The sequence below is a fragment of the Streptomyces griseobrunneus genome (assembly GCF_046713465.1).
In the GTDB taxonomy this organism is placed as follows: Bacteria; Actinomycetota; Actinomycetes; order Streptomycetales; family Streptomycetaceae; genus Streptomyces; species Streptomyces microflavus.
The window spans coordinates 7045891-7062793 of record NZ_CP177080.1; the positions used below are offsets into that span (position 1 = coordinate 7045891).

The 16903-nt window shown below is 69.9% G+C and carries 11 protein-coding genes; 3 read left to right on the plus strand and 8 right to left on the minus strand.

Annotated elements, in window-relative coordinates; all coding sequences use genetic code 11:
- Positions 1-253: 253 nt before the first annotated feature.
- The 5 genes from ACK8N7_RS32125 to ACK8N7_RS32145 all read right to left on the minus strand — a co-directional run bounded on the left by ACK8N7_RS32125 (position 254) and on the right by ACK8N7_RS32145 (position 9222).
- Positions 254-1234 (minus strand): alpha/beta hydrolase, encoded by a 981-nt coding sequence (locus ACK8N7_RS32125; protein ID WP_500444686.1) that lies wholly within the window; start codon positions 1232-1234, stop codon positions 254-256.
- A complete protein-coding gene (locus tag ACK8N7_RS32130; protein WP_500444687.1) occupies positions 1231-2343 on the minus strand; it encodes an NAD(P)-dependent alcohol dehydrogenase in 1113 nt (370 codons plus the stop codon). Before ACK8N7_RS32130 ends, ACK8N7_RS32125 begins: the two co-directional genes overlap by 4 nt.
- Before the next feature lie 254 nt (positions 2344-2597).
- On the minus strand, positions 2598-4121 hold the full coding sequence (locus ACK8N7_RS32135) for a GMC family oxidoreductase (RefSeq protein WP_500444688.1): 1524 nt from the start codon (positions 4119-4121) through the stop codon (positions 2598-2600).
- A 177-nt stretch (positions 4122-4298) separates the two neighbouring features.
- Positions 4299-5174: an alpha/beta fold hydrolase gene (locus ACK8N7_RS32140; protein WP_403215885.1), complete on the minus strand. Its 876-nt coding sequence runs from the start codon at positions 5172-5174 to the stop codon at positions 4299-4301.
- A gap of 412 nt (positions 5175-5586) precedes the next feature.
- Entirely contained in the window at positions 5587-9222 is a 3636-nt protein-coding gene (locus ACK8N7_RS32145; protein WP_500444689.1) for an ATP-binding protein, read from the minus strand.
- A gap of 387 nt (positions 9223-9609) precedes the next feature.
- Between ACK8N7_RS32145 and ACK8N7_RS32150 the strand changes: the two genes are divergently transcribed.
- Complete coding sequence (locus ACK8N7_RS32150; RefSeq protein WP_403215888.1) at positions 9610-10185, plus strand: NADPH-dependent FMN reductase; 576 nt, start codon at positions 9610-9612, stop codon at positions 10183-10185.
- 563 nt (positions 10186-10748) lie between these two features.
- On the opposite strand, the gene ACK8N7_RS32155 is transcribed toward ACK8N7_RS32150, so the two are convergent.
- From ACK8N7_RS32155 to ACK8N7_RS32165, 3 genes are read right to left on the minus strand one after another with little or no spacing between them, the layout of a single operon-like run.
- Positions 10749-12443: an AbgT family transporter gene (locus ACK8N7_RS32155; RefSeq protein ID WP_500444690.1), complete on the minus strand. Its 1695-nt coding sequence runs from the start codon at positions 12441-12443 to the stop codon at positions 10749-10751.
- A complete protein-coding gene (locus ACK8N7_RS32160) occupies positions 12440-14002 on the minus strand; it encodes a leucyl aminopeptidase family protein (RefSeq protein ID WP_500444691.1) in 1563 nt (520 codons plus the stop codon). Before ACK8N7_RS32160 ends, ACK8N7_RS32155 begins: the two co-directional genes overlap by 4 nt.
- A complete protein-coding gene (locus ACK8N7_RS32165) occupies positions 13999-15213 on the minus strand; it encodes an IS3 family transposase (RefSeq protein WP_500444692.1) in 1215 nt (404 codons plus the stop codon). The genes ACK8N7_RS32160 and ACK8N7_RS32165 overlap by 4 nt, the downstream gene beginning before the upstream one ends.
- A gap of 274 nt (positions 15214-15487) precedes the next feature.
- On the opposite strand from ACK8N7_RS32165, the gene ACK8N7_RS32170 reads away from it, so the two are divergent.
- Both ACK8N7_RS32170 and ACK8N7_RS32175 read left to right on the plus strand, forming a co-directional pair.
- On the plus strand, positions 15488-16366 hold the full coding sequence (locus ACK8N7_RS32170) for a HipA family kinase (protein ID WP_500444693.1): 879 nt from the start codon (positions 15488-15490) through the stop codon (positions 16364-16366).
- A complete protein-coding gene (locus ACK8N7_RS32175) occupies positions 16363-16746 on the plus strand; it encodes a DUF3037 domain-containing protein (RefSeq protein WP_015607235.1) in 384 nt (127 codons plus the stop codon). The genes ACK8N7_RS32170 and ACK8N7_RS32175 overlap by 4 nt, the downstream gene beginning before the upstream one ends.
- The last annotated feature ends 157 nt before the right edge of the window (positions 16747-16903 follow it).

Consider the following 16903-nt stretch of genomic DNA (forward strand, 5'->3'; position numbering starts at 1 on the left):
AACCTACGGGCCAACTCAACGTGCGCGCCGACAGTCTCACTCTGGAATCCCGCGGGCCGGCCCGCGCTAACGAAGCCTGTAGGGGGAGAAGGCGACTGCTCCGGGCGGCCTAATACCGCGCACTTCACCGGAGTATCCAAAGGAATGAGGTCCTCGCCGAACTCGGCGAGGACCTCACAGGCAATTGCGCTGATCATGCATACAGCAGATGTACGGCAACAGCACTTGACCTCGTGTCACAGAGGAAGTGCGGTCACAGGCGCAGGCGTTCCGCGATGACGTCCGCCGCCGCCTCGATCACTTCGTCGCCGACCGCGCCGGCCAGGTTGAAGAGGTGCATGGCGCCTTCCAACTGTTGGTGGTGCGCGTCCACACCGGCTGCCCGCAACCGTGCGAGGTACGCCGTCCCTTCGTCGCGGAGCGGATCCAGCTCCGCGGTCACGACCGTTGCCGGTGCGAGGCCGGTGAGGTCGGCGGCGAGCCCGGGATTCAGGAGCGGGTCGCCGTAGTGGGCGGGTGCCGCGTAGTGCTCCAGGAACCAGGAGAGCAAGGCGTCCGTGAGGAGGTATCCGGTGGCGTGCTCGGTGCGGCTGGGCTCGGGAGCGACAGGGGTCAACCAGGGCACCACGAGGATCTGATGGTCCAGGCGGAGGTCCGTGCGGGCCGCGCGCTGGGCTACTCCCGCGGCGAGGTTGGCCCCGGCGCTGTCGCCCGCCACCGCCAGATGAGCGGGGTCGATCCCGAAATCCCGCGCGTGCGCGCCGAGGTGGAGGGTGGCGGCGTGTGCGTCCTCGGCGGCAGCGGGAAAGGGGTGTTCGGGGGCCAGACGGTAGTCGACGGCGACGACGATACGTCCGGTCGCCTCGGCCAGGGCGGCCACCCAGCCGTGATGGCTGTCGAGCCCGCCCACCACGAATCCTCCGCCGTGGAAGTACACGATCCCCGGCAACGGAGGACCGGACTCTCCGGCATCGGACGGACGGTAGACACGGGCGGGCAGCGGGTGCCCCGGGGTGTCCAGGACGTGTTCAGTGATGGTTCCGGTTTCGGGCGCGGCCCCGGCCAGGGCCGCGACGGCCGGGTCCGTGCGGGCCGCTTCGACGCTCGCGGGAACGGCGTCGCTGCCGCCGTGGGCGGCGTACAGGGCCAGGGCGCGGCGAGTGGAGCAGGACCAGTCCGCGGGGCCGGTCGGCTCGTGGGGGCGCTGCCTTTGACGCCCGGGTGCCGTGGTCATGAGCGGTGCGTGAGGACGGCCTTGACGGTGGTGCCCGCCCCGACGTCGGCCATCGCCCGGTCGATGTCCGTCAGCGGGTACGTGGTCACGAGGTGTTCCAGCGGGAAGCGCCCCTGCTGGTGGAGGTCGAGGAGCCGGGGGATGAGGAGGCCGGGGGCCTGGTGGCCCATGACCGATCCGGTGACGGTACGGCCCTTGAGGAGTTCGAAGGCGTTGGCCTGGAGCGTGGCGTCCAGTGCGGCGACCCCGAGGATTGCCGCTGAGCCGAGGGGGGCGAGGACCGCGACGGCAGTGTTCATCACGGGAATGGCGCCGGTCGACTCCACGCTGTGGTCCACCCCGCGCCCGCCGGTCAGGTCCATGACGGCTTCGGCGGTGTTGGCGGTAGTAGCGTCGATCACATCGGTGGCGCCCAACTCCGTTGCCAGAGAAAGCCGTTCGGGGTTTCGGTCGACTGCGATGATGCGGGTCGCGCCGGATGCGGCGGCAGCCATCAGCGCCGCGAGGCCCACAGCTCCGAGGCCGAAGACCACCACCGTGGAGCCGGCCTGTACCCGGAGGGAGTTCAAGACCGCGCCGGCGCCGGTGATGAGGCCGCAGCCCAGCGGGGCGAGCATGCTCAGCGGCAGTCCGGCGGGGACCTTGACCAGGCCGCGGGAGTGGGCGAGGCCGTGTGAGGCGAAGGACGATTGGCCGAAGAAGTGGTCGTGCACGGGGCGGCCGGAAGCATCCCGCAGGCCCACCGAGCCATCCGCGCGGCGGGAGTGGAAGTTGAGCGGGATGTGGTGGTCGCAGTAGGCGGGCTGGCCGGCCAGGCAGTTGCGGCAGGTGCCGCAGGAGTCGAGGCTGAGCACGACGCTGTCGCCGGGCGCGAAGCCGGTCACGGCAGTGCCGACAGCCTCGACTATTCCGGCACCTTCGTGGCCCAGGACCACCGGGTGCGGGGTGGGGAGGTTGCCGGCGGCGGCTTCGAGGTCGGTGTGGCACAGCCCGGCGGCCGTGTAGCGGACCAGGACTTCGTCGGGGCGCGGGTCTTGGAGTAGCAATTCCTCGATCAGGAACTTCTGACCAGCGCCGCGGGAAACAGCGGCGGTAACGGCAGTGGGCATGGTGATCCGGTCGCTTTCTGCAAGGAGGATGGGACCTGGTGGGAGGGGGAGCGGGGTGCCTGGGAAGGGCACCCCGGAGGGCGGTGCCGACCGTGTCGGAACGATGCGCCGCCCTCCGGGCATGCAACCTGCGGGTGGCCGGGGGGAGCCCGGGCCACGAGCGGTGTGTAACGCGTTCTGATCGCGGTGATCGGCGCGGGGCGGTCCGGTGGCCGGCGTACCTGGACGCGCCGGTTGCGGCTGCCCGAGGGCGGCTACCGGGCGGTGCGGCCCAGGACCAGGTCCGCGGCCTTCTCGCCGATCATGATGCTCGGGGCGTTGGTGTTGCCGGTCGTCTCGTGCGGCATGATGGATGCGTCGGCGACCCGCAGGTTCTCGATTCCGTGCACTCGGAGTTCCGGATCGACGACGGACATCGTGTCCAGGCCCATCCTGGCGGTGCCGATCTGGTGGTGGCCGGAGACGACGGTGGCGCGCACGTGGTCGCGCAGTTGCGCCCGGGTCGCTGTGCCCGGCCCGGGTACCGCCTCGCCGGCGTTCCATTCCTTGAGAGCGCCCTGCTCTGCGATGTCGCGGAGCATCTCCAGGTTGTCGACGAGGGTTTCCACGTCGCGCGGGTCGGAGAACACCCGCGGATCGAGAACCGGCGGGGCCGCCGGATCGGCGGACCGCAGCCGCAGTTCGCCGCGGCTGTGCGGGTGCAGCAGCTGACCGACTGCCGAGAAGCCGTGCTCGGGCAGGTCGGCGCCGGGCACCGGGTAAGGGAAGGACAGGAAGAGCGGCTGGATGTCGGGGACCGCCAGGCCCGGGCGAGTGGAGGCGAAGTAGTGGGCTTCGAGGCCCTGCGCCGCCCACACGGGGAGCGGCTGCTGAGACTTCCAGATCAGTGGTGCCGACCAGTGGTCCTGGAGGTTCTGTCCGACGCCCGGCAGGTCCGACCGGACTCGCAGTCCGAACGAGCGCAGGTGGTCGGCCGGTCCGATGCCGGACAGCATCAGGAGCTGCGGGGTGCCGAACACGCCGCCGGAGAGCACCACTTCGTGCGCGGCACGGGCCGTGTACTCCTGCCCGTCGACGAGGTAGGCGATCCCCGTGGCGCGGTTGCCGTCGAGGACGATCCGCGTCACCAGTGCGCCGGTGACCACGGTCAGCAGCGGGTTGTCCTGCACGGCACGCCCGTACGCCACCCAGGTCGACTGGCGGCGCTGGTCCTTGATGGTGTGCTGGGTGTAGCTCACGCCGTGCTGGTCGCCGCTGTTGTAGTCGTCGTTGTACGGCAGACCGTAACTCTGGGCCGCCTCCACCCAGGACCGCACCAGGGCATCGGGGCCGGGATTGCGCTGCACATGCAATGGGCCGCCGGTGCCGCGCCCGCCCTGCGCGCCGCCGTCGAAGTCCTCCATGCGGCGGAAGTACGGTTCCACGTCCTGCCAGCCCCAGCCGGCCGCGCCCTGGTAGGCCCAGGAGTCGAAGTCGGCTGCGGCGCCCCGTACGTAGATCATGCCGTTGAACGCGCTGGAGCCGCCCAGAGTCTTGCCGCGCGGCCAGGGCAGTCGGCGTCCGTCCGCGTGGGTCTGCGGCTCGGTCTGGTAGGCCCAGTCCCATTCGCTGTTCCACAGCTGGACCGACCCCGTCGGGTCGTGGATCGCCTCGGTGTCGTCCACGGGTCCTGCCTCGACGAGGAGGACCTTGCGGCCCGCGTCGACGAGCCGTCGTGCGACGACCGCTCCGGACGACCCGGCGCCCACCACGATGTTGTCGAAGTCCCTGCTGTTCATTGCTTTTCCTTGTCTGCGTTGCTGAGGGTGCGATGCGCAGGGCGTCTCCTTCCTGATGGGGGAGGGGAGGCCCTGCGCACGCGGTCATCACTCTGCTGGGGCCCTCGCGGGACCGCATCGGCCACCGGATCCGTCACTCCGGTATCGCCCTCGGGGCCGGCACACCGGCCCGGTGGGTCAGCGGGTGCCGCGGTCGGCCTGCTGAATGATGCGGGTCACGGCGTCGGGCCGGCTCACCATGACGGCGTGGGAGCCGGCGACCTCGGTGATGTGCGCGCCTGCGCGGCGGGCCATGAACCGCTCCAGACGTGTCCCGATGGCCTGGTCCTGCTGGGCGACCAGAGCCCATGAGGGCAGGGTCTTCCAGGCGGCCTCCTTGCTGGGCTGGCCGAACGCCTCGACGCTGATCGGGCGCTGCGAGGCGGCCATGAGCGCCGCTTCGGACGCCGGGACGTCCGCGGCGAAGGAGGTGCGGAAGCGGGCCGGGTCGATGAACACGTCGGTACCCGCTGTCGCGTCCGGCCGGGTGTACGTGATGTTCTTCAAGGGCAGCGGCTTGACGGCGGGGTCCGTGTGCTTCTCGATGAGGCCGCCGAGCGACTCGCCCTTGTCCGGCACCCATGCCGCGATGTACACGAGCGCCTTGACGTTCGGCACGGAGACAGCGGCGTTGCCGATGACCGCTCCGCCGTAGGAATGCCCGACCAAGATCTTGGGGCCCGCGATGTTCTTGAGGATGCCGGTGAGGTACGCGGTGTCGTAGTCGAGCCCGCGCAGCGGGTTGGCGATGGCCTGTACGGGATAGCCGTCCTTGCGCAGCCGGTCCACCGTGGCGCCCCACCCGGAGGCATCGGCGAATGCGCCGTGCACCAGGACGACGGTCGGCTTGGTGCGGTGGGTCGGGGTGACGTTCTCCTGCGCCTGCTTCTGCTCCGGTACCGCCGAAGCGGTGGTGGCGAGTACGCCCGCTGCCACCACGGTGGCAGCGGCGGTCGCCCCGAGGACGTAGCGGTTACGGGAAGAGGCGGAACGGGAGTGACGTGACTTGTTCATGCGTGATTCCAGGTGAGTGTGAGGAGGCACACCGGCGTTCCGGGACGGTGCCCGGTGACCGGCGGTCAGGGTGAGGGCCGCACGGAGTTCCGGCGGGCACGGCTCGCTCGCCGACCGTCCGAACGGTGTCCCGGGCGGTGCGTCGAGAGGGTGTCGGTCCGTCGCGACGGCAGCCGGACGGACGAGCATGCTCACGAGGCGGCTGAAGGCACTGAAGACGGCCTGTGTCCGCGAACATGTGGTCCATGACCGGCCCGAGACCCCTGTTCCCAGGGGGCGACAGCCGGTCCGTGCGGTGATGACTCTGCCCTGGGCCCCGTACGTGCCGCATCGGTCAGCGGATCCGTCATGACGGCGGGGACCCGCCAACGGGTGCTCCGGCGTGGCCGGGCACGATTCCCCGGCCGCGCCTTCAGGAGGTGACGGTTCCGGGGGCCACGGGGGCAAGCCAGGACTCGGGGAGAGTGCCCCGGTTGTGGGTTTCCGGATCTTCCACGGCAGTGATCCGTCGAAGGAGAAGGGTGGCGTGCAAATTCTCGGCCATCTTCCGCGCCCGGCGCAGCAGCGGCCGGGCGCGCTCGGGTGCGCCCGCTCCGGTCCATGCTTCTGCCAGATCGGTCACCGCTGTGGCGACGTCGATCGGAGATTCCGCCTGTTCCAGAAAGCCAATGGCCTTCTGCAGCAGCGTGATGCGCTCGTGTGCCGGAGAGGTGGCGGCCATCGCCTGCCAGGCCAGACCGATGAAGCGCGGAGCGCCCCAGCGGACAGCCACGTCGAGGGCCTCCTCGGCCAGGTCGCGTGCCTCCTTGTGACGGCCCAGCCGTGCGAGTTCCAGGGCCGCCGAGCATTGCCACGTCTGATGACCCGGGCTGGTCACCCCCCAGAGGGCGATCCGGCGGCCGCTCTCCAGGAAGGACGCCGCTGCGCGCTCCGGGTCCCCCTGGGCGGAGCTGAGCATGCCGCGAACATAGAGGACGACGGTCCAGGACCACGACTCCCGGTCGGCGTAGTGCGAGACACTGTCCAGCCACCACTCTGCCTCGTCGAGCCGACCGAGCCCGAGGAGGGCCCTCGCGTACATGGCCACCAGCTCGATGGGGCGGCGTACGACCTGGTCGAGCGGTACGCCGGCCAGCAGGCGGCACTCGTCCAGCGCCCGCCGGTGGTCACCGCGCCGCAGGGCCATCTCCGTGCGCAGCATCACCCGGTACAGGTCGACGGCCGCGAAGTCCTGATCACTCGGCTGCTCGCACAGCTCCTCGACCAGGGAAATACGGTCACACCACATCGCCATCGATGCCAGCAGGCTGTTGAGCGCCCGGGGCAGCTCCGCACCGTCGACGGTGCGCGCAGTGGGAAACCGGTCGAGCGTCTCCTGCGCGGTGATGCGAAGCCTCGTCGCGTCGTCGCAGACCAGCAGGGCCGTCGCCACCGGGTCGTCGGCGACGCGGTGGGCCGGTGAGGCCCGGATGCCGCGCAGCAGTTCGTGCCAGGTGCCCGGAGTGAGGCAGGCGATCAGCCAACCGGCGCCCCGCAGCGCCAGCGCGGCCCGTGGGTCGATCACGTCGGCCTCGGCCGTGACGGCATTCATCAGTTTGACCGCTGCCTCCGCCTGCCCCTGCGAAACCATCACCCAGGCCAGCGGCACCACGGCGAGGGGCGTCTCCGAGCGGTCGCGCTGAATCTGGAGTGCTTCTTGCAGGTGAAGGCGGGCCGCGTTGGGATTGGTATGCAGTTCGGCCTGGCCCAGCCGCAGGAGAACAGCGGCCCGCTCGGTGGGCGCGGTGATCCGCGCGCCCGCCTCCAGGTAGCGGATGGCCTGAGCACCGGCGCCGTCACGGAGGCAGTCGTTCGCAGCGTCGACGAGCGTGGTCGCCCATGGCGCCCACTGCGTCCCGGAAAGGTCGGCCAGGAGCGCTGCCGTCTCGCGCGCGGGCCGATGCGTCAGCCGACCGTGCCGCGCAGCGGACACATTGATCCTGTCCCGGTCGCCAGGTGTGCAGGAGCGCAGAAGCGCGGCACCGACGAGCGGGTGGCGCAGCCGCGGTGGCTCCGCCGACGCAAGGATGCCCCGGCGGACCATGTCGGCGCAGACCTGGCGGGTGGCGCTGGGAGGCTGTTCACATACGGCCGCCAGTGTCTCCAGGTCCGTTTCGTGCGCGGCGAGGACGGCCAGTGCCTTGAGCAGAAGCGCCTCGGTGGGGTCCTGCCGGTGCAAGAGGTGGCAGAGCGCCCGGGTGAAATGGTTCGCCACGAGATCCGGGGTGATGCCGTCGCGATGACGGACCGGATCGAGATCGGAGAGCAGCGCCACGACCAGGGCGGGAAGCCCCCCAGTGATGTCGTGCACCGACGTGGCCAGCGGAGCCAGGGTTGGTGAAGTGGGCGGAGGTGCGGCTGTGGTGGTGTCCTCCAGACGTGGTGTGTGCAGCCGTCGGAGGGCCAGCGCGGCGATGGCCGCTACGTCGAGCGGTCCGAGGGTGATGACGACGCGGGCGTGCGTCTCCAGCGCTGCGCACCAAGCGGCGCCGGGGTCGTCCAGCGGCACGTCGGACACGGACAGCACCAGCAGGACCGAGCGATGCGACAACCCCCTGGCCATGAGGGCGAGGGCTTCCCGGGACGCCGAGTCGGCCTCCTGAACGTCGTCGGCGAACAGCACCACCGGAGCGCGGGCACCGTCCAGCGTCCGAAGGGCCCAATCGGAAAGTTGGCGGGCGTCGACGCCCACTGGTGGGGAAGGGGCGGACTGCGGGGACAGTTCCAACGCGTCCCGCAGGCCACGGACGAGCGCCGGCTCCGCATCCGCGCCGGACAGCGACATCCACCGCGCGGCGGGCAATCGGCGAACGGCCTCGCCCAGCAGCAGCGACTTTCCCGAACCGGCACCGCCGGAGACGATCACCAGCCCGCCACTGCCGGAAGAGACCCTGGTAGCGAGCGCGGTGATCCTGCCGATCTCGGCCCCTCTCCCCACGCACACAGGAGCGTCGTCCCACCCAGGCATCCCCTCGGGCAGAACTCCCCCCACGGGGGCGGGGCCCCCGAGGGCAGGTACTTCGGGGGCAGGCACCGATACGGCGGCCGACCGCCCCGGCACAACCGCCTGCGTCTGTGTCGGCGAGTACGAGTGTGGATGGGGCAACTCCTTGCCCACCAGGATGCGCGTGTGCAGAGCCCGCAGCTCGCCGCTCGGCTCGACCCCCAATTGCTCCAACAGCATGTGCCTGGTGCGACGGTAGACGTCCAGTGCCTCGGACTGCCTTCCTCCCGCGTAGAGCGCCTGCATCAGCAACCCGTGCAGACGCTCCCGCAGGGGGTGCTCGGAGGCTGCGAGACGAAGCCGGTCGACGACCTGCTCCGCCCGCCCTCCGGTGATCGCGTTCTCCAGGCTGTCCTCAAGGACCACCAGCCGGCGTTCGGTGAGGGAGTCACGCCGACGTTCCGCGTACGGGCCGGGCACGCCCGCCAGGGGTTCACCGCTGAACAAGTCGAGCGCCCGGGCGTAATGATCGTTCGCCTCCTGCCACTGCCGCTGAGCGCGAGCTCGTTCAGCCTCGGCGACGAGTCGTTCGAAGCAGCTCAGGTCGAGCTGCTCGTCCGACACACGGAGCTGGTATCCACCGTGCCCGTACAACAGGACGCCAGGCGGCGTCCTGGCCGGCCGCGGCGGTTCCAGCACCCTGCGCAGCGCCGAGACGTGCGTCTGGATCACCTTGTTCGCGCGGAGCGGGGCGTCCTCGTCGTACAGGGCCTCCAGCAGGCTGTGCACGGAGACCCACTGACGCCGACGCAGGGCCAGAGCGCACAGGAGCGCTCGCCGTTGCGGGGGGCCCAGCGGCACGGCAGACCCGTCGCGCTGGGCCGTCACCCCGTTGAGCAGTGTGAATCTCAGCTTGCCGACCACCTCGTCAGCCGTCATCTGGTGTCCCCGTTCCGACCCGATCATGGGCCGTAAGTTTGTACTTAACATCATATGACCTGTGCGCTTACCGCCTTTTGCGCGATCGTTGACCGTGCCGCCGAGACTTGTGGCCAGAGGGAGCATGAGCTCCTTCCAGGACAGGGGGACGATGTTCTCGTCGCACAAGGCACATGCGAGGACCGCCGCCCGCGGCGCCCGGTCGCGTACGGCCGAAGTCCCGCACTAAAGAAGCGGCACCGCTCCGTAAGGGCTGGACACCATCGGACCGACGACGCCCGGACACCCCTCCTGGGGTGTCGCGCCCCGTGGGCGCCGTCCGCGGTCCCGGCCTGACCGGCGTTCCGGAACTGCCGCGGGTTTGCGCATCACGCCCCGGACAGCGCGCACTCTCCACCCCCGCCCTGCGCCTCAACAGCCCCGACAGTGTGCTCACCGCTGTCAACGAGCACCTCAAGTGCCCGCCGGCACTCTGTCGGCAGCACTCGCAGAACACACAAAGAAGGACCGCACATGACCAGCCTGAAGTTCCTTGCCATTTCCGGAAGCCTGCGCCGCGCATCCCACAACACCGGGCTGCTGCGAATCCTTCCCTCGCTGGCTCCGAGCGGTGTGGCCATTGACCTGTACGAAGGCATCGGGAACCTCCCCCTCTTCAACGAGGACCTGGAGACGCTTCCCGCACCCTCGGCAGTCGCCGAGCTGCGTGCCCGCGTGGCAGCCGCCGACGGGGTGCTGATCGCGACTCCCGAGTACAACTCGTCGATTCCGGGTTCACTGATGAACGCGCTCGACTGGCTCTCCCGACCCGTGGGCGCTTCCGCCCTGCTGGGCAAGCCGGTCGCGGTACTGGGCGCTTCGCCGTCACAGTTCGGCACCGCGCGAGCCCAACTCGTCCTTCGCCAAGTGCTTCACCGCATCCAGGCACAGGTCCTCGACCACCCCGAGGTGACCGTCTTCCGGTCCTACGGGCGCTTCGACTCGGAGGGGGCCTTCCTGCGCGACGCGATGACCGAGCAGCTGCTGGGTGAGCTCCTGACGGGACTGGTGCGCATGAGCCGTACGGATGCCTCTGCTCGGGCCGTCTGAACCATGCCGTGGCCTCCAGTCGGCGGGAGCCAACCGCTGCGCTCGGCGTAGTCGCGAAGCCGGTCTGGATCGACGGCTAATCGTGCCCCGACAGGGATGCGCATGGGTACGTAGCCGCCGTCGGCGCTTGCGGTCACGAGTTCGTCGATCTCGGTGTGCCGTTTCTGCGGGATGCACAGGGGGAACTTCAGATGCCACCTGGCTGTTGCATGCGTTCACTCCTGCCTGCGCAATCCGGAGGCGCAGCCGTGGCCTCCGCCGTTCCGCCGCCCCCGGCCCTCCGGCGACGACGGTGTCCCCACGGCCCAACACCAGCCGACCAGGCGGTCGGGGACGTAGCAAGCAGCACCCCGGCATTACCGCCCCACCGTCGAGAGCGGGCTTCCCTGCGACAGAGCGGCCCGCGCTTGCCGCAGGGTGGCTCCGAGGGCTTCGCCCCCTCCAGACAGACCCAGGATCCGGTGTGTCGGGTCTTCGGACTGCGGCTTCCCCGAGCGGAGCACGTACGTCCCGGGGAAGCCGGGTCGCCAGGCGGTGCGGCAGGCCGCCGCTGGGGGGCCGGTTCAGATTTTCACGGGCGCGCCCGGTCCCATGGGGATGCCGATGAGGTACCAGGCGATGAAGAACAGCAGCCAGCCGATGCCGACGATGAGGGTATAGGGGAGCATCAGCGAGATCACCGTGCCGACGCCTGCCTGTTTCCGGTATTTGTCGCACTGCAGCACGATGAACGGCAGGTAGACCATGAGGGGGGTGATGACGTTGGTGGGGGAGTCGCCCACCCGGTAGGCGGCCAGGACGGTCTGGGGGGCGACGTCGAGGCGGATGAACAGGGGGACGAAGATCGGCGCGAAGATCGCCCACTTGGGGATGATGCCGGGGATGATCAGGTTCAGCAGGTAGGTGACCAGAATGAAGCCGATCAGGAGCCACAGGGCGCTGACGTTCGCGCTCTCCAGCTGGTCGGCCAGTTTCACCGCCGCGACCGTGGCCATGTTGCTGTAATTGAAGTACGCGATGAACTGGGCGATGATCAGCAGGAGGAAGATCAGCCCCCCCAGCCCCGCGAACGTCTTGGTGATGGCCTCCATGGACGCCGCGCTGCCGCGCAAAGTGTTGGCTCCTCTGCCGTAGCACAGGCCCATCACCAAGAACGCGATCATGATGATGACGATGAGGCCGTCCATGAACGGCGCGTCCTCGACCAGGCTCCCGGTGTCGGGATTGCGCAGGGGTGCGGAGGGGATGAACGCCAGCAGCGTCACCGCGACGGCCACCGCGGCCAGCCCCCACCCGGCGAAGCGCAGCCCGCGCGCCTCGGCGGCCTTGTCCAGGCCGTCGTCCTGGGTGCGCGGCTGGTTGGCGGCGGATCCCTGCCAGGGGCCCAGGCGCGGCTCGACGACGCGTTCGGTGATGAAGGTGATGAGCGCGGCCAGGAAGAACGTCGAGGCAATGCCGAAGTAGATGTTCGACGTCAGGTTCAGAGACCTGCCCGGATCGACGAGCTGGATGGAGTTGTTGGTGATCTCGGTGATGATCCCGTCGATCGGGGCGATGATCAGGTTCACCCCGAACGCGGCGCTGACACCCGCGAACGCCGCGGCGATACCGGCCAGCGGATGCCGGCCGACGCTGATGAACGCCACCGCCCCCAGGGGGATCAGCACCAAGTAGCCGGCGTCGGAGGCGATGCTGGAGAGAATGCCCGCGAACACGATGATCGCGGTCAGCGCCCACCGCGGGGCGACGGCGACGAGGTTGCGGATCAGCGCGGCGATCAGGCCCGCCTCCTCCGCGAGACCGACACCGACCATCACCACGAGGATCACGGCGACGACACCGAAGTCGTTGAAGTTGTGCGTGGCGGAGGTGAACAGGAACCGCACCCCGTCGCCGGAGAGCAGGCTCTCGACCTTCGCGGTCTCCGTCACCGTCTCGTAGGTGTGCTCGTACTGCGCCTCGGGCGGCACCTCCATCGAGGGGTACTCGGTGCCGCCCTCGTAGGTCTCGGTGACCGGCACCGGCTCGGGCGCCGCGGTCTCGTAGGTCACCCCCACGTCGAACGCGTTCAGGACCGCGGACAGCACGATCACCACCATGCACAGCAGCAGGAAGATCACTGCCGGGTGCGGGACCTTGTTGCCGATCCTCTCGACCGTGTCGAGCACCTTCTGCGAACGGGTCCTGTCGGCCTTGGTTCCCGCGGCGGGCGACAGGGGTTCCTCAGAGGCATCGTTGCCTCCACGGGGGCTGCTCATGAGGAGGTCACCTCGCTGACGCCGTGATCGGAGGTCGAGGTAGCGTCCTTGGCGGGGGGTTCGAAGTCGAGCGCGAGACGGGTGAGGAGGCGGGCTCCGAAGCCGGTGCAGCCCTTATTCCGCCACGAGGAGGCGGTATCACTCTGGGCGGGGCCAGCGATGTCGATGTGCGCCCAGGGCAGTCCGGCCACGAACTCCTCCAGGAACAGCGAGGCGTGGATCGCCGCGGCGTTCGCCCCGCCCATGTTCGCGATGTCGGCGACGTCGGAGTCCAGATCCGGGCGGTAGCGGCTGGACTGGGGCAGTTGCCACGCCGGCTCGTCGACTTCCCGCGCCGCGTGGAGGACCTGGTCGACCAGCGGCTGGGTGTTGCCGAACACCCCGGCCACCTCCGGACCCAGGGCCCGCAGGCAGGCCCCGGTCAAGGTGGCGATGTCCACGATCGCATCAGGAGTCTCCTCCGCGGCCAGGGCCAGGGCGTCGGCCATGACCAGCCGCCCTTCCGCGTCGGTGTTGAGGACCTCCACTGTCATGCCGCCGCGCATGGTCAGCACATCACCGAGCTTGGTCGCCGAACCGGAGGGCATGTTGTCGGTGCACATCAGGTATCCCGTCACCGCCGTCGGGCAGTCCAAGGCCCGCAGGACGGACATCGCTCCCAGGATGGCGCCCGCACCGGACATGTCGTTCTTCATGGTGGCGTGCACGCTGTCCGAGGGCTTGAGGCTGATGCCGCCGGAGTCGTACATGATGCCCTTGCCCACCAGCGCCAGCCGCGGCGCCGAACCAGCCGCCCTGTCCGGCACGTACGTCAGTTTGATCATGCACGGTTCGTCCGTGCTGCCGGCGTTGACGCCCAGCAGTCCCCCGCACCCCAGCGCCCGCAGCTCCTGCGCCCCGAACACCTCTACGCCCAGGCCGCACTGGGCGCCCAGCAGCCGGGCGGTGATGGCCATAGCCTCGGCATTGAACAGACTCGGGGGACTGCTTGCCAGATCCCTCGCCAGGAGCGTGGCACGCGCCAGCTCCGCACCTTTCACAGCTCCCCTCTCGGCGCCCTCCCGGGCCTCTGGTGGCACCACGACCACCAGAGCCTGAAGCGGTGTCGAGCCCGGTTCCCGGCGCAGGGGGTCGAAGCTGTACCGGGCGAGGAGAACTCCCTCCACGAGAGCCTGTACCACGTCCTCCATCCCCAGCGGCACCTCCGGTGCCACCAGAGCCAGCCGGGCATGACCAGCGGCCGCTGCGGCGAAGGAGGCACCGGCGTGCCGCAGGACGGAACAGTCCACCGCGGACGCCGGGCCGATGCCGTAGACCACGAGGGGAGGCCCGTCCTCCCGAGGGACCGTCAGAGCCTGACGGGCCTTGCCCGTCAGCCCGGCCGCACCCAGAGCGCGCACTGACAGACCGCCTGCCTCTGCCCGCTCGCCCCCTTCGGCGAGAGGCATCCCCAGCACACCGGCCCCGACTCCGGCCCCTTCCGGCTCGCCGACGACGACGCTCACGTCCGGCCGGGAATTCCACGAAGGGATCGGGTCGAACACGGTCCTACGGCTCACAGCTTGACTCCTCCAGCCACTGTCCGCCGTGGAATCCCCAGACGGCCTGTTCTCAGTAGGCGAGATGCCAGGGCCACCCACCACACACGACACGGCTGCTTAGGCTGATCGAGTCGCACTGCGAGAGGAGGGCATCCATGGCTGGCACCGCGCAGGGAGCGGTTGCGCCACGATGTGCGCGCGAACACTGCCGTGAAAGTGAATGACTGGTCCCGTTGCTTTGGGACCTCTGCGGGCGGCGTCCGGGACAGTTCGAGGGCGACGTGGGCGCCGGTGTCCCGTACAAGAAGGGGCCTTGACCTCGAATCCTGAACACGGGTTATGCGGTTGGTGCCAGCGTAGTTGGTGTGAGGTGGAAGGTGTCTTCGAAGGCGATCGGTGATCGTTGTCCGAGGCGGGAGTGTCGGCGCCGGGTGTTGTAGCGGTGGAGCCATCGGAAGGCGTCGAGTCGGGCCTCGCGCTCGGTTGGCCAGCTCTTTCGTCCTTTGCAAGGTCTCGCGTTTGAAGGTTGCGTTGAAGGACTCGGCGAGTGCGTTGTCCGCGCTGGATCCGACCGCGCTCATGCTTCGCCGCGCGCCTGCTGACCTGCAGGCTTCGGCGAATGCTCTGCTCGTGTACTGGGCTCCGTCGTCGGTGTGCATGATCGATCCCGCGAGGCTGCCGCGGGTGCGGAGCGCCCCGGCCAGGGCGTCGGTCACGAGATCCGCGCGCATGTGATCGGCGATCGCCCAGCCGGCCAGACGGCGTGATGCGAGGTCGATGACGGTCGCCAGGTAGCAGAACTTCCCGCCGTCGATGGGCAGGTGGGTGATGTCGCCGACGTACTTCGTGTTCGGCTTGCCCGCGGTGAAGTCTCGGCCGATCAGGTCCGGCGCCTTGGCCGCGGCCGGGTCGGGGACGGTGGTGCGGTGCGCGCGGCGCAACCGGACTCCTTCGGTCCCGGACGCCCGCATGACCCTGGCGACACGCTTGTGGTTGAGCGCCTCTCCGCTCGTCTCGCGGAGCTCGGCGGTGATTCCTGGGGCTCGGCAGGTGCCGTCCGATTCCTGGTGCACCGCCCGTATCCGGGCGGCCAGCCCTCGCGTCGGCCGCCTGCCGGGCGGCCCGGTCCGCGGCTGTCCGGCACCAGTAGTAGAAGCTCGAGCGGCTGACGCCGAGGGATGCTGCAGAGCCGCTTCACGCCGTAGCGGCGCTGATGGTCGGCGACACACTGGAAGCGGTTCACCAGCGCTTCGTGACCCCGGCCCGGTGGCTCGGACACTCCTCGCCGGCAATCACCCTCGGTTACTATGCTCACTTCATGCCGGAAGCTGGCGGCAATGGGGCGCGGCACCATCGACGGTCTGCTTGGGGAGCGGGGAGACCGGCTCGCCGGCCGAAACTCCCCAGATTCTCCCCAGTGCTGTTGACCGGTGATCCCTGCCTCTACGCCTCGGAGAGATCGTCCGTGGATCACAAGGCTGAAGAGATAGGTGGCCTGGGAAAGTGTTGGACGAAGTCGTAGCGACCCGCTATGTCACGCCCCTGCGTGAGGGCGGCTCGCTCCCGGGGATCGTCGAGGCCGACGATCTCGGTACGTATGTCATGAAGTTCACCGGAGCCGGCCAGGGCCGCAAGACGCTCGTCGCGGAGGTCATCTGCGGTGAGCTGGGGCGGCGGCTTGGGCTGCGGGTGCCGGAGCTGGTGACCATCGAGCTCGACCCGGTCATCGGTCTCGCCGAGCCCGACCAGGAGGTGCAGGAGCTGCTCAGGGCGAGCGGCGGACTGAACCTCGGCATGGACTACCTGCCGGGCTCGCTCGGCTTCGACCCGCTCGCCTACGAGGTCGGCGCGGCCGAGGCGGGGCGGGTCGTCTGGTTCGACGCGCTGATCAACAACGTCGACCGCTCGTGGCGCAACCCCAACATGCTGGTCTGGCACGGCGACCTCTGGCTCATCGACCACGGCGCCACCATGATCTGGCACCACAACTGGCCGGGCGCCCAGGCCTCGGCGGCGAAGCCGTACAACGCCTCCGACCATGTGCTGGCCCCCTTCGCCCCGGACATCGCGGCCGCGGCCGCCGAGCTCGCCCCGCTGGTCACCGAGGAGCTGCTCACCGAGGTGGCCGCCGACGTCCCCGACGCCTGGCTGGCCGACGAGCCCGGGTTCTCCTCCACCGACGAGCTGCGCCGGGCCTATGTGGCGCCGCTGCTGGCGCGGGCCGCCACCATCCACGAGCGGATCACCCTGGACGCGCCGGCCGCGAACCGGCCCTCGCAGGCCCCGGGCTGGCTCACCGAACGCCTGCCACCCCGGCCGCAGCCGGCCGGTGAGGACCGTGCCGCGGCAGCCGCCCGTACCGGCCAGGACGGTGGCCGATGACGCGCCGCGACGTCTTCGAGTACGCGCTCCTGCGGGTCGTCCCCCGGGTCGAGCGCGGGGAGTGCTTCAACGCGGGGGTGCTCGTCTACTGCCGGGCCCACTCGTTCGTCGCCGCCCGTACGCACCTGGACGAGGTGAAGCTGAGGGCGCTGGACCCCGACGCCGACGTGGTGGGCGTACGGGCCGCCCTCCGCGCGGTCGAAGGGGTCTGCGGCGGCGGGGAGGGGGCCGGCCAGGCGGCCGGCGACGACGCCGGGCGGCGCTTCCGCTGGCTGATCGCGCCGCGCTCCACAGTCGTCCAGCCCGGCGCCGTGCACAGCGGGCTCACCACCGACCCGGCCGGTGAGGTGGAGCGGCTGTTCGGCCTGCTGGTGCGCTGAGCCCGGTTCGCGGGCGGGGCCGCCGGGTGTGACGTGCGGCCCCCCGGGCCGCGCGCCGTTGACACCGGGTGCCAGGGCTTCTAGCGTCTCGACTGCTGAAGGTACTAAGCGGTTGCTCAGCCATCGGGCCTCTCTGTCAGGGAACGGCCACGACGTC

Coding starts and splice junctions, on each gene's coding strand:
- ACK8N7_RS32125 (WP_500444686.1), bottom strand. CDS start 1,234: ATGACCACGGCACCCGGGCGTCAAAGGCAGCGCCCCCACGAGCCGACC.
- ACK8N7_RS32135 (WP_500444688.1), bottom strand. CDS start 4,121: ATGAACAGCAGGGACTTCGACAACATCGTGGTGGGCGCCGGGTCGTCC.
- ACK8N7_RS32155 (WP_500444690.1), bottom strand. CDS start 12,443: ATGAGCAGCCCCCGTGGAGGCAACGATGCCTCTGAGGAACCCCTGTCG.
- ACK8N7_RS32130 (WP_500444687.1), bottom strand. CDS start 2,343: ATGCCCACTGCCGTTACCGCCGCTGTTTCCCGCGGCGCTGGTCAGAAG.
- ACK8N7_RS32145 (WP_500444689.1), bottom strand. CDS start 9,222: ATGCTCCCTCTGGCCACAAGTCTCGGCGGCACGGTCAACGATCGCGCA.
- ACK8N7_RS32175 (WP_015607235.1), top strand. CDS start 16,363: ATGACGCGCCGCGACGTCTTCGAGTACGCGCTCCTGCGGGTCGTCCCC.
- ACK8N7_RS32140 (WP_403215885.1), bottom strand. CDS start 5,174: ATGAACAAGTCACGTCACTCCCGTTCCGCCTCTTCCCGTAACCGCTAC.
- ACK8N7_RS32150 (WP_403215888.1), top strand. CDS start 9,610: ATGACCAGCCTGAAGTTCCTTGCCATTTCCGGAAGCCTGCGCCGCGCA.